This is a genomic window from Enterocloster sp. OA13 (assembly GCF_022440595.1).
GTDB classification, from domain to species: domain Bacteria; phylum Bacillota; class Clostridia; order Lachnospirales; family Lachnospiraceae; genus Enterocloster; species Enterocloster hominis.
In genome coordinates this window covers 1,448,854-1,461,605 of record NZ_JAKNTF010000001.1, presented here as the reverse complement: position 1 = coordinate 1,461,605, position 12,752 = coordinate 1,448,854, and the positions used below count along the sequence as shown (strand labels likewise).

Below are 12,752 nucleotides of genomic sequence, written 5' to 3'. Positions count from 1 at the left end.
TCATGCCTCCTTCTGCCGGAAATATACGTAAGCGGCATTGTTATAGTAAAGGGCATTCAGCTCGTCTTCCGTCCAGCCGCCATAGGTCAGGTAATCGGTCAGATGACCGTAGCTGTCCTGGGTGGCTGCAAAGGGTGCATCGGTCCCCCACAGGAGTTTTCGGATGCCAAGGCGGGATGCGGCCTGGTGGAGCAGGGTGTTCACATCAGGATACGGATATGTATCCGGGGCATAGATTTTGGGCACGGAGGAGATGTCAAACCATACATTATCCTGGTTTAACAGCTCCAGGTCGGACCAGAGACGGTCCTCTTCCCCTCTGGTGGGGGCAAGGAGGTGGCACAGGACCATTTTCATGTTTGGAAATGCCTTTGCCACACGGGCCAGTTTCTCCGGCTGGTAACTGGCCATCGTCAGGTCCCCTATATCAAGGGCCACCACGGCATTGCACTGGTCTATCATTTCATATATCTTCATCATGCGGCCGGAATCCAGGTCAAAGGGGTCGTGACAGCCCATGAGCCCGCCTCCGGAGCTTACCTCGAATTTGACCAGGCGGAATCCCTGTTCTTTTAACTGAAAGGACAGGATATCCAGGTAATTGGTCATGAAGGGATCCACGGTGCAGGACGGGCAGAAACGGTCCGGGTACTTTTTCATGATTTCATAGTGGTACTGGTTCTGGAACCCATACATGCTTCCCTGCATCAGGACCGCCTTTTCCACCTCATGATGGTCCATGATTGCAAGGGCGGCTTCCGCGGTAAAGCTGGTATCCCCATAGCCTTCGGGCAGCAGGCGGAAAATCTCGCCGTTGCCCCACTGGGCCATGCCGTTTCCCGCAGCCCGTAGTTCCCCTCTGCGGCAGTATCCTGCTATGATTTTTGCTATATGCAGGTGTGAATCTATTTTTTTCATTGAACAGCTCCTCCTTGTTTGCGGAATAATGATGCGAATAAACCTTTTTTCTTTTCCTGATGTCCCATGATGTCCACTGCCACCGCAACGATGATTACCAGGCCTTTTACCAGGCCGTGGTGGGTGGACGGCACATTCATCAGGTTCATCCCATTATTCAGAAGCCCTACCAGGACAGCGCCGAATATGGCTCCCATCACCGTGCCTTCGCCGCCGGCCAGACTGACGCCGCCGATGACCGCCGCGGTGATTACCTCTGTCTCATATCCGCTGCCCGTGCTGGCCATGGCCTGCTGGGTCATGGAGGCAAGGACAATGCCGCCGATGGCAGCTGTCAGGCCGGAAAAGATATAGGCCATCATGGTGATGCCGTTATCGGAAATGCCGGACAGCCTGGATGCCTCCGGGTTGCCTCCCACCGCATAGACATAGCGGCCCAGCTGGGTCTTATCAAGGACATAGAAGCTTATAAGGGCAACCGCCGCCATGATGAAGACAGGCACGGGCAGTCCAAACAGCTTGCCGATCCCGATATAGGTAAATGCCTTCGGTTCCAGGCATCCCAGGATTTTATTATTGGTAAGTATCATGGAAATCCCGGATATGATGCTCTGGGTCGCAAAGGTAATGAGGAATGCAGGCACCTTGAATTTTGTTATGATGATGCCGTGCACCACGCCCACAAGCACGCCGCACAAAAGGGCGGCCAGGATTCCTAAAAGGACGCCTGTGACCGAATAATCGAAAAACCGGATGATCCTCACCACGATGATTCCTGTCAGGGCCAGCATGGAGCCCACGGAAAGATCGATCCCGCCTACCAGGATAGCAAAGATGGAGCCGGATACCATGATGCCGATTACGGATACGGACCACAGCACATTGGACAGGTTGGCAATGGTGGGGAAACTGTGGGGCGCGATGATGGTCAGCACCAGCATGAATCCCAGAAGGATGAATATCTTACTGTATCTCTTTAAACTGACTTCCCGTTTCATGATCCATCCCTCCTTAACCCAGAAGCCCGGATGCCGCGGCCAGTATATCAGCCTGGGTTACCGTTCCCTCTGCAAATTCTTTTACTATCCTGCCTTTGCGCATGACAAGTATCCTGTCCGAAACCCGCAGAAGCTCCTGAAGGTCGGAGGATACAAGGATGACCATCACACCCCTGTCAGCCAGTTCCCGGAGGATATGGTAGATTTCGTCCTTGGCCCCCACGTCGATTCCGGCGGTCGGCTCATCTACAATCAGAAGCTTCAGGTCCCGCATCAGCCATTTGCCCAGCACAACCTTCTGCTGGTTGCCTCCTGATAACAGTCCCACTGCCTTGTCCGGGTCCTTGGGACGGATATCCACCGCCTCAATGGCGTTCAGGCACATCTGAAGCTCTTCCTTCTTTGATATGGCCCCGCCGCTTTTGCGGATCAGGTCATAGTTGGTCAGGGCCGTGTTCCTGTTAATGGACAGAAGCGGGATGAATCCCTGGTTCCTTCTGTCCTCAGGCACGAATCCAAACCCTCTCTTAATGCTCTTCTTCACCCTGGGGACATATTTCTCCCCTTCCAGATAAATCTCACCGCTGCTGTATCCATCTATGCCGTAAAGACAGCGGACCAATTCTGTCCTGCCCGCTCCAATCAGGCCGCCAAAACCAAGTATCTCTCCCCTGCGGACCTGAAAGCTCACTTTGTCAAATACTCCCCTGCTGCTTAAATCCCTGACTTCCAATGCAGCCTCGCCGCCGGTTTTCCGAAAGGTCTTGACCGAGCCTTCCGACTCATCCACCACCTTGCCGATCATCAGACGGATGACTTCCACCGGATTGATTTCCTCTTTCTCCAGGACCACCACATTTTCCCCATCCCGCAGTATGGTAAGACGGTCAGCCAGACGGTAAACCTCCTCCAGCCTGTGGGAAATGTAGATGATGCTGACGCCCTTATCCCTCAGGGCTTCTATGATGGAAAACAGGATTTCCGCCTCACGGCCGCTTAAGGACGCCGTGGGTTCATCCATGATAAGCAGGTCTGCGTCCGAGGACAGTCCCTTTAATATCTCCACCAGCTGCCGCTGTCCGATTCCCAGGTCATTGACGGAATCCATTGGATTGAGCGGAAACTCATAACGGTCAATCAGTTCCTGGACCATTGCGTTCATTTTCTTATGGTCAATCAGATGCGTCTTCCCAATCCTTGGCTCCTTGCCAATAAGCACGTTCTGTGCAACGGTAAGGGCCGGTATGACGGAAAGCTCCTGATACACGCAGGAAATGCCCAGTGCCTGGCAGTCGCTCCTGCTGTTGATTTCCACATTATTCCCCTTCCATTTAAGCTGTCCGCTGTCCTTGGAATACGCCCCTGTTATGATCTTAATCAAGGTGGATTTGCCCGCCCCATTCTCTCCCATAAGGGCATGGACCTCGCCTTTTTTGATGTCCAGGTTCACATGCTTTAAAACCGGCACACCGCCAAAGCTCTTATCGATATCCAGCGCCTGAAGGATTGTTTCCCTGGAAATGTTCCCCTCTGGAATGTTCCCTCCGGAAATGCTCCCGCCGGATATGTTCTCTTCGGAAATGTTCCCGCTGGAAATGCTCCCTCCGGATATGTTCTCTTCGGAAATGTTCTCTTCGGAAATGTTCCCGCCTGAAATAGTTCCTCCTGTCATGAGGCCGTCACCTCCTCGCAAAGCCGTTTCCTGTTCTTGGATGCCTGCTCCATCCGCTTGTTATACCATGCGTCAAACACAACCACAAGGATGATGATGACGCCCTTGATAATGGGCTGATATGCAGTGTTAATCTGGTATTTGTAGATGCCGTTGTCCAGCACTGACATGAACAGGGCGCCGATGACGGTTCCTATGACATCGCCCCTGCCCCCGTCCAAGGCGCAGCCGCCTACCACAACCGCCGCAATCACATTGAATTCCAGGCCGGTACCCAGAACAGCCGTGGTGCTCTGAAGCCTGGATGTGGTGAAAATGGAGCCGACTGCCACGCAGAAACCGACAATGACAAATGCAGCCATCCTGGTCCTGTCCGTGTGGATGCCGGACAGCTCCGCCGCCTTTTTATTGGAACCCACTGCATAGAGGTTCGTGCCGAACCTGGTCTTTTTAAGGATGAGCTGCCCGATGACAGCCAGCACGAAAAATGCAATGGTCACATAATAAATACCGCCCACAGACCCGCCAAACACGGTAAACCTGTAATCCTTCATGGGCTGGCTGGTAATAATCCCATTTTCCTTAATGGCAATCACATAGGTAAGTGCCCTGTATATACTTAAGGTGGACAGGGTGGCTATGAATTCGGGAAGGCTGAACCTGGTTATGATAAAACCATTGAACCAGCCAGCCACCAGACCCACAAGTATGCCCGCGGCCAGCATAAGCCATATAGGAAGCGTGGTATAACGGTAAATATTAGCCATGACCATTCCCACAAGGGCCAGGGCAGAACCCGTGGAAAGCTCGATTCCGCCTGTGATGATCACATATGTAACCCCAATCCCGATAATCCCGATGACAGATGCATCCCTGAAAATGGAGATGATATTCTTTGCCTGCAGGAAATAGTCACTGGTGGCAGAAAATAAAATCACCAGCACAAACAGCATGGCCAGGGAAATAAAACGTCTGATTGTATTCTGCTTCATAAATTAACTCCTTGCATTGAGTACTCAGCGTCCCGCTTTTGGGCGCCCTGTGCGAAAGCACTTCACGATATGGGGCAAGGTCTTTCCACAAGCCTGGTATCATGAAATTCCCAAGGGCAGGAGCTGCCAATGCCGCTCCTGCCGCCATTTCCTTTTCCAATGTTTCTATTACCAGCGGTCCTCCGGAAGGATCTGGACTACCGTATCTTTAGTGACCACAACCGGCTCCATGTTGATGACCGGGGTCTTGGACAGCACGTCATAGCTGTATTCCGAACCAATCATGAGAAGCGCGACCTTGGCAGCAGTGGAACCTTCATCCCAGCAGTTGGTATAAATGGTGCCTGTCAGCTGTCCGCTTTCAATCATTGCAAGAGCGTCCTTCTCACCGTCAGCGCCCCAGATTACCATTCCATCCAGACGGTTGGCTGACTCAGCTGCAAGGGCAGCGCCCTCTGCCATGGCATCGTTGATTGCAAATACACCGTCAATCTTGTCATTGGCCTGCATGAAGCTGTTCATCACACTCATGGCTGTTTCCTTCTCAAAGTTGGCTGCCTGGGAACCGATGATCTCAATGCCTGAATACTGGCCGATTGTATCACGGAATCCTTTTTCCAGGTTATCTGTACGGATGATTCCGGGAAGGCCCTGGATGATTACAATCTTGCCTGTCCCGTCCAGTTCCTTTGCAATCTCTTCTGCCGCCAGACGGCCTGCGTCGTAGTCCACCATCTGTACAAGGGCTGAATGGACTGAATCCACGTCCATATTGATGGTGATGACAGGGATTCCTGCTTCCTCTGCTTCTGTTACAGATGCTGCAAGGGCTGAGTTATCGCTTGCCTGAAGGATGATTGCATCATACTTCTGTGTAATGATTTCCGACATGATTTTAACCTGCTCTTCCGCACTGCTCTTAGCGTCAAAGCCCTGGACCGTTATATTGTCATAGTAAGCACACTCCCGCTCAATGCCTTCCAGCCATGCCTGGTTTACAGGTGTCCCGATATCGTGTGCAACGTATGCAAGCTTAATGTCATCCTTATAAGGATCCTTCACCATCTTATTGCTCTTCTTCTCAGTCTGGGCCGCTGCATCGCTTCCCTGGGGTGCGGCTGTGGTGGCCGGGGCCGTCTGCTCCTGCCTTCCTCCCTCACCGGAACAACCGGCTAACATAAATACTGACATGGCTGCGATCATTGCTGCTGCTAATAATTTTTTCTTCATATCATACTCTCCTTACTGTAGCTTTGTTTTCTGATGTTGCTTTGCCTTATGATGTTGCTTTGCCTTAATGATGTTGCTTTACCTTAATGATGTTGCTTTGCCTTAATGATGTTGCTTTGTCCAGCGGTGTTGCCCCGCCTTGTAATGTTGCCCTGCCACGCGGTGTTGTTTTTCTTTCCGTTCCCACCTCGTTGCATTTATTAGTCATGTCTGTAGTATACAACATGCGTTTTTCATTTTCAATATACACTTTCTACACAATTTGACTTTTATTTTTATGCAATATATCCAATTACTTTTTTGAAGATATTTTGTATACTTTATAAAAGCATTGATTTTATAGTATGTTTTTAAACTTATTTATTGATTTTTTTATCTGCATAGCCTATAATTATAATCAGTTGTATACTACAAGGAGATTTTATTATGTCAAAAACCGCCAATAAGGACTTAAAAAATCACACATATTGTATATTAAAGGAGCGTCTGGTCAACTGTATCTATCCTCCCGGGACCCTGTTGAACGAAGCACAGCTGGCAGCTGACCTGGGTGCCAGCCGTACGCCTGTGCGTGAGGCCATCAGCCGTCTGGAGATGGAAGGATTTGTGAAGATCATGCCTAAAAAGGGGATTTACGTCACAGATATATCTTTAAACGATGTGCTTCAGATTTTTCAGACAAGAATTGAGATTGAGCCGATTGCCGTGCGCCTGGCAGCGCCCCATCTTCCCCGCCAGGAGCTGCTGGCCTTCTGCGGCAAATTCGAAGGGGATGCCCCTGATATCCAGAACGGTTTCCGCCTGGACACTGCCATGCATCTGTTCATCATCGAACACTGCGGCAACCGCTATATCATCGATATGATGCACCGTATATTTGATGAGAACACCCGTGTCATCATTTCCAGCAAGCAGAACCAGGTACAGATCCATGACGCCCGTCTGGAACACCTGGATATCCTCAACTGCCTGCTGGACAAGGACACGGAACGTGCAATCGGCCTGATGCGCAGCCATGTTGAGAACTGCCGCAAGGCGGCCCTGGATTATTTCTGCAGCATCCAGACCTACATGGATTCCCCGTCCCTGACCTATAAAAACCAGCTGGCACAGCTGTGAATCATTACAGGTGAACGGCACGGCATGTACCCGCTTCCCACCGGACCGGCCCACGACAACGGACAGCCGTTATATGCCAAATGCCGCAGTATGCAGGAATGAATCCCGGCACACTGCGGCATTTTATATCATCTTATGAAATGATATCCGATATGAAAATCCCATACACCCATAATCTGCGCAATCAAAAATGCGTCTGAGAGGAATCGAACCTCCGCACGCGGCTCCGGAGGCCACTGCTCTATCCACTGAGCTACAGACGCATCTCCATTATGATACTATATTTCTCCAAAAACTTCAAGTCCTTTTTACACTTTCTTCCTGTTCCCCACCATCTTGAACATGGAATCCATCAGAAACACAGCCATGGCAATGGCTCCGGCAATCTGTATCGTCTCAATAAGATAGTACATGGACTGCTCCCGGCTGCTGCGTATAATATGATATACCCAGTTATAAATGGACGTCCCCGGAACCAGGGGCAATATGCCGGGTATCAGGATTACGGTTACCGGCGCCCTCAGTATCCTGGCCAGGACATGGGACATCAGCGCCACTGCCAGGCCGGACATGAATGCCCCGAATACCAGGGATCCGCTGCCTGCCTTCACAAGAATGTACACCAGCCAGCAGACGCCTCCTGTAATCCCGGACCACCCCAGATACTTTTGCGGCAGGTCCAGTACCAGACCAAAACTGAGTACTGCCATGAATGCTCCGGCCACCTGTATGGCGGTTCCCGGTATCCCAGCTCCCTGTATTCCCATGACCTGTACACCCAGGGCCTGTACACCCAAGGCCTGTCCCTCCACGGCCTGAACTCCCATGTTCTGTATTCCCATCTGTGCACACATCATCATTTCCCCTACCATACGGTCCCGCCTCCTGTCAGCTGGTGGAACAGCGCCATACTGGCCCCCACTCCTGCCGCCACTGCCAGCGCCGTCACAATGGCTTCCAGCATCCTTGCGGCGCCGGAAGAGTAATCCCCATTCAGCGTATCCCTTACCGCCGTGGTGAATATCACGCCGGGCACCAGGGGCATGACCGCGCTGATGATGACTATATCCGTACTGCTTCCAGTGAACAGCCACCGGTTCAGCGCCAGCGCCGCCGTGCCCAGTGAGAAGGCTCCCAGCACATTGGTGCAGAAGTCATTCAGACGGATTCTGGAAGCCATGTATACGACAAATCCCAGCACGCCGCCTGTCACCGCAGCCGCAACACAGTCCACCATGCTGCCCTTTAACACCATTCCGAAGAAAAATGCAATGAACATATAGCTCAGCGCCTTGAGCCATTTTTTATACTGGCTTCTTGCCCTGATTTCCTCCAGCTCCTCATATGCTACCAAAGGGGTCATGGCCTGACTGCAGAGTTTCCTGGATACCTCATTGACAAGATATATCCTTCCCAGGTTAGTGGAACGCTCATTCACCCGGCGCACTAAGGTGATGGCCTCACCGCCGCTGTCCTCCAGACTCACAAATATCCCCGTGCTGAACACCATGGTCTGCGCCTTCCTGTCAGGACAGCAGCCCAATATATGATGGATTGTATCCTCAATCCTGGCTATCTCAGCACCGCTTACAAGCATGATTTCCCCGGCCAGCAACGCGGTCCTGGCCAGCAGATGTTCTTCATTTCCCATGATTTTACCCGCAATCCCAAAAAGTATCTGACTCCGGGACATATCTGAACCGCCACATCCCGCTCCAGGTTTGAGTATAACAGCCGCCCGTCATTTCGTCAATTTCATTTATGGAAGGTAAATGTAAATAATTCATAAAATCCCCCTCCCCACTCTTGACAAAATCCCCTGTATGGATTAAGCTGAATGCAATTCTTTTGAATACTATCTTTCCATTCTCATATTCATTTTTATCTTGTGTATTCTAAGGCGGCATGTCTATTTTTTTCCGGACCTCCCCTTACAATCCCATTACAGATGATATGGAACTGTATAACAGTTATCATAAATAAAAAACCAAGGGGGTATTTTCGTGGAATACGAAACATTTCTCAATGAAGTAAAAGAACACATGGAACATGCTTTAGGAAAGGGATATGACCTTACGCTGCGCAGGGTTCCCAAGAACAACGGCCTGATGCTGGATGGCCTGTGTATTGCCAAGGACGGCGGCCACGTGGCACCCGCCATTTACCTGAATCCCTGCTATCTCCAGCATCAGGCCGGACGTCCCATGGCGGATATCGTGTCGGAACTCATAGCCCTGTACCAGGCCAACCAGACGCCGCCTGATGTGGACTATGACAGGCTTGCATGCTTCGAGGAAATCAGGCCCCATATTGCCTGCAGGCTGATTCATGCAGATTCTAACCAGGCGCTTTTAACGGACATTCCCCATATTCCCTGGATGGACCTGGCCCTGGTCTTTTATCTGTGCCTCCATGAGGATGACAGCGGACTCATGACCGCCACCATCCACAATATACACCTGGACATCTGGAACATTTCCCTGGCAGAGCTGAAGGAAACAGCCCTTGCCAACACGCCGAAGCTGTTTCCTCCCGTCATATCCAGCATGGCACGGATCATCGAAGACCTTTCCCAGGCCATGGAACAGGAATCCGCTTCCCAGCCTTCTAACGGGAACCCAGTGGATTATGGGCTTCCTGACCCCGACGCATCCGCTCCTTTCTATGTCCTGAGCAACACATCCGGAATTAATGGGGCTGCCTGCATCCTTTACCCCGAAGTGCTGAAAAACTTCGCGGACAGCATGGAAAAGGATATCATCATCCTTCCATCCAGCATCCACGAAGTCCTTCTTCTTCCTGATGACGGCGATATTTCCTGCAATGAGATGAGCAGGCTTGTGGCCCACATCAATCAGACAGAGGTTCCCAAAGAGGACCGTCTTTCCAATCAGGTATATTTCTATTCAAGACAGGAACAATCCCTTACCCTGGCATCCAGCAGCGCCATTCCCATCTGCTAGTACAGCGTTGCGCAAGTTTCGGTGAATAGAGTGCCTGATATTTCTGTCAGGGCAAGGCGCCGAAACGACGGCGTAGTGGACCCTACGACTAGTTTCGGCAACGCGGCACTGGCGGAAATAGCGGGTGCTATATTCACCGGAACTTATGCAATGCTGTACTAGGGTGTGTTTGAAAATTCATTCCCGCCATCTGCACGCCCCACTTCGCGGTATATTTGGTCCCAATTCGGTCAACGTAGCCCGCTACGCCTCCCTCATCGGGACCAAATCTCCCACAAAGTGGGACGCACAGCTGACGGAAAGCAATTTTCAAACACACCCTAGGATGCGCAAACCTACCCGAACAGCAGGCTCCCTGCCTGGAACACCACCACGGCTGCCAGCCATGCGACCACCAGCTGGAACACCACCATGCCGATTGTCCATCTCCAGGATCCGGTTTCCTTTTTAATGGTTGCTACCGCTGCGATACACGGGGAATACAGCAGGCAGAAAATCATGAGCGCATATGCGTTCACGCCGCCAAACCCGGCCATGGACATGCTGGCGGAAAGTTCAGCCATGCCTGCCCCGGAGTTAATATTGCTGATTCCATAGAGCACACTGAAGCTGGACACCACCACTTCCTTGGCGGAAAGGCCTGAGATAAGCGCCACCGCCACCTGCCATATCCCCAGGCCGGCCGGTCTCAACACCGGCACAAGGACATGCCCGATGATTGCCGCAAAGCTGTCCGACACATCTGATACAAATCCGGCTGGTCCCAGGTTCAGGACAAACCACAGCACAATGGATGCGATGAATATGGTGGTCCCGGCTTTGCTCAGATAGTCTTTTACCTTGTCCCAAACATAGATGGCAACCGTCCTGCTGTTTGGGGTTTTATACTCCGGCAGTTCAATCAGAAGGGCATTCTGCGCACTGTCGTGCTTCTCATGCATATGGGCGATGAATGCCACCAGGATAGCTATGCAGAGTCCTATGATATACAGGGAGTATGCAACCAGAAGCGCTTTGTCCGGGAAAAACATTTCTGCAAACAGTACATAAATCGGAAGCCTGGCAGAACATGACATAAACGGAGTTATGAGGATTGTCCTGCGCCGGTCCTTCACACTCTCCAGTGCACGGGTAGCCATTACAGCCGGAACCGTACATCCGAACCCCAAAAGCATGGGCAGGAACGCCTTGCCGGACAATCCCACCATGCCCATGGTCTCATTCATCACATAGGCCACCCTGGCCATATAGCCGCTGTCCTCCAGAAAAGCCAGGGCCAGGAACAGGATGAAGATATTCGGCAGGAATGTAAGGATTCCGCCTACCCCGGCAATGATCCCATCCAGGATCAGGGAGGTAAGCCACTGGGCCGCATGCACATTGGTGAGCAGGGCAAGCACGGATTCCGAAATCACATCCAGCCCCATCTGGAAATATTCCTTCAGGAAATCGCCCACCGTAAATGTAAGGAAAAACACCAGCGCCATGATTCCCAGGAAGATGGGAATCCCCCAGACAGGATGGGTCATGAACTGGTCCACCCTGTCCGTGGTGGCCGCCTTCTCATTCTTATTAAACAGGCATTCCTCAATTACTTCCTCTATGTAATCATATTTTTCATTGATGATCTGTTTCTCATAATTCCTGGGCAGGATCCGTTCCACATGATCCAGCGGATGGTCGCTTATCACTACCTCATCAAATTCCAGGAACTTGATGGCATGCCAGCGCATGTTATCCATCTCACCGTACTTTTCCCTGAGGGCGGTTTCAATCTGTGAAATCCTTCCTTCCACCTCTTCGCTGTAATGGACCACCACACCCTGTGGCCCCTCTTCATAATGGTGCACCACTGCATGCATCAGCACATCCAGACCGGTCCGCTTTCTGGCAGACACCGGAACCACCGGGATTTCCCCCAGCATCTCAGGCAGGCGGTGCATGTCTATCTCCATGCCACGCTCTTCCACGATATCCATCATGTTAAGGGCCAGTATGACCGGTTTCTTCAGTTCAATGAGCTGCATGGTAAGATACAGGTTCCTCTCAAGGGAGGAGGCATCCACCACATTGATGATGACATCCACTTCCCCATCCTCAATACATTTCCTGGTTACCTTTTCTTCTATCGTATAGGAGGTGAGGCTGTAAATGCCGGGAAGGTCAATGACTTTAATGGGCCTGCCCTTATAGCTGGTCTCCCCTTCCACCCGTTCCACGGTAACACCTGGCCAGTTGGCCACTTTTAGCTTGGCTCCGGTAAACGCGTTAAATAAGGTGGTCTTTCCACAGTTAGGATTTCCCACGAAACCGACCGTAATAGGCCGTGTGCTTTCCTTACGGTCCTTATGCACCGGATCCGGCATACTGTTTTTCCTTTCCTCCGGCTTACCGGCATGTGATTCCCTATCCATGGATCCACCCCCTGTCCCCAGGGTTATGCTGCCATATGAATCTTTTCCTGCTGCTCTGGCCTGCCCATTCATGATGCATGTTCCTCCCTGACTGTAATTCCCTCTGACAGACGGCGTCCCAAAGCCAGCCTGGTGCCCCTGACCTTAATAATGACGCTTCCACTGCCCTTCTTATTCAATATATTCACAGGAGTACCTTCGTTGACCCCAAGGGCCTCCAATCTCCTGGTAATGCCCTCATCCACCTGTACCCCTGCCACCACGTACCGGCCGCCGATTTCGCACTCATTCAGTTTCCTCTGCATACTGACCCGTATCCTCCTGTAATATCCTTAAAACCATATTCATTGTATGCTTAATAGGAAAAATTGTCAATAAGAAGAGTTTGTTGCAACAAACTATATATTTAAAAAGAAGTGTCTTGGGCACAGGCCCTTGACACCTCA

At 51.3% G+C, this 12,752-nt stretch carries 12 protein-coding genes, 1 tRNA gene and 1 pseudogene; 3 read left to right on the top strand and 11 right to left on the bottom strand.

Annotated features, from left to right (window positions below; all coding sequences use genetic code 11):
* The 5 genes from MCJ35_RS06440 to MCJ35_RS06420 form a co-directional block, all read right to left on the bottom strand.
* Positions 1 to 918: an amidohydrolase family protein gene (locus tag MCJ35_RS06440; RefSeq protein ID WP_025482399.1), complete on the bottom strand. Its 918-nt coding sequence runs from the start codon at positions 916 to 918 to the stop codon at positions 1 to 3.
* Positions 915 to 1,916: an ABC transporter permease gene (locus tag MCJ35_RS06435; protein ID WP_008726051.1), complete on the bottom strand. Its 1,002-nt coding sequence runs from the start codon at positions 1,914 to 1,916 to the stop codon at positions 915 to 917. The genes MCJ35_RS06440 and MCJ35_RS06435 overlap by 4 nt, the downstream gene beginning before the upstream one ends.
* A 13-nt stretch (positions 1,917 to 1,929) precedes the next feature.
* Positions 1,930 to 3,588 (bottom strand): sugar ABC transporter ATP-binding protein, encoded by a 1,659-nt coding sequence (locus MCJ35_RS06430; protein ID WP_240299410.1) that lies wholly within the window; start codon positions 3,586 to 3,588, stop codon positions 1,930 to 1,932.
* A complete protein-coding gene (locus MCJ35_RS06425; RefSeq protein ID WP_025482404.1) occupies positions 3,585 to 4,580 on the bottom strand; it encodes an ABC transporter permease in 996 nt (331 codons plus the stop codon). Before MCJ35_RS06425 ends, MCJ35_RS06430 begins: the two co-directional genes overlap by 4 nt.
* 168 nt (positions 4,581 to 4,748) lie before the next feature.
* Entirely contained in the window at positions 4,749 to 5,810 is a 1,062-nt protein-coding gene (locus MCJ35_RS06420; RefSeq protein WP_025482405.1) for a sugar ABC transporter substrate-binding protein, read from the bottom strand.
* 426 nt (positions 5,811 to 6,236) lie between these two features.
* Between MCJ35_RS06420 and MCJ35_RS06415 the strand changes: the two genes are divergently transcribed.
* Positions 6,237 to 6,929: a GntR family transcriptional regulator gene (locus MCJ35_RS06415; RefSeq protein ID WP_008726061.1), complete on the top strand. Its 693-nt coding sequence runs from the start codon at positions 6,237 to 6,239 to the stop codon at positions 6,927 to 6,929.
* Between the two features lie 191 nt (positions 6,930 to 7,120).
* Here the strand turns inward: MCJ35_RS06415 and MCJ35_RS06410 are convergent.
* From MCJ35_RS06410 to MCJ35_RS06400, 3 genes are all read right to left on the bottom strand, one after another.
* Positions 7,121 to 7,192, bottom strand: a tRNA-Arg gene (locus MCJ35_RS06410).
* A 45-nt stretch (positions 7,193 to 7,237) separates the two neighbouring features.
* Complete coding sequence (locus MCJ35_RS06405) at positions 7,238 to 7,696, bottom strand: threonine/serine exporter family protein (protein WP_034576023.1); 459 nt, start codon at positions 7,694 to 7,696, stop codon at positions 7,238 to 7,240.
* A 98-nt stretch (positions 7,697 to 7,794) separates the two neighbouring features.
* Positions 7,795 to 8,622 (bottom strand): threonine/serine exporter family protein, encoded by an 828-nt coding sequence (locus tag MCJ35_RS06400; protein WP_240299408.1) that lies wholly within the window; start codon positions 8,620 to 8,622, stop codon positions 7,795 to 7,797.
* A 310-nt stretch (positions 8,623 to 8,932) separates the two neighbouring features.
* Between MCJ35_RS06400 and MCJ35_RS06395 the strand changes: the two genes are divergently transcribed.
* Positions 8,933 to 9,892: a DUF5688 family protein gene (locus MCJ35_RS06395; protein WP_025482406.1), complete on the top strand. Its 960-nt coding sequence runs from the start codon at positions 8,933 to 8,935 to the stop codon at positions 9,890 to 9,892.
* Between the two features lie 133 nt (positions 9,893 to 10,025).
* Here the strand turns inward: MCJ35_RS06395 and MCJ35_RS31975 are convergent.
* Positions 10,026 to 10,145 (bottom strand): annotated as a pseudogene (locus tag MCJ35_RS31975) (DUF6783 domain-containing protein); the annotation flags it as partial.
* Between MCJ35_RS31975 and MCJ35_RS31970 the strand changes: the two are divergent.
* Positions 10,104 to 10,343, top strand: coding sequence for a DUF6783 domain-containing protein (locus MCJ35_RS31970; protein WP_353656112.1), 240 nt, complete (start codon positions 10,104 to 10,106; stop codon positions 10,341 to 10,343). The pseudogene MCJ35_RS31975 and the gene MCJ35_RS31970 overlap by 42 nt on opposite strands.
* Here the strand turns inward: MCJ35_RS31970 and feoB are convergent.
* Positions 10,228 to 12,378: a ferrous iron transport protein B gene (feoB, locus tag MCJ35_RS06390; protein ID WP_025482407.1), complete on the bottom strand. Its 2,151-nt coding sequence runs from the start codon at positions 12,376 to 12,378 to the stop codon at positions 10,228 to 10,230. The genes MCJ35_RS31970 and feoB overlap by 116 nt on opposite strands.
* Positions 12,375 to 12,611 carry a FeoA family protein gene (locus MCJ35_RS06385; RefSeq protein ID WP_008726071.1) on the bottom strand — a complete coding sequence of 79 codons (237 nt, stop codon included), beginning with the start codon at positions 12,609 to 12,611 and terminating at the stop codon, positions 12,375 to 12,377. The genes feoB and MCJ35_RS06385 overlap by 4 nt, the downstream gene beginning before the upstream one ends.
* Positions 12,612 to 12,752: the final 141 nt, after the last annotated feature.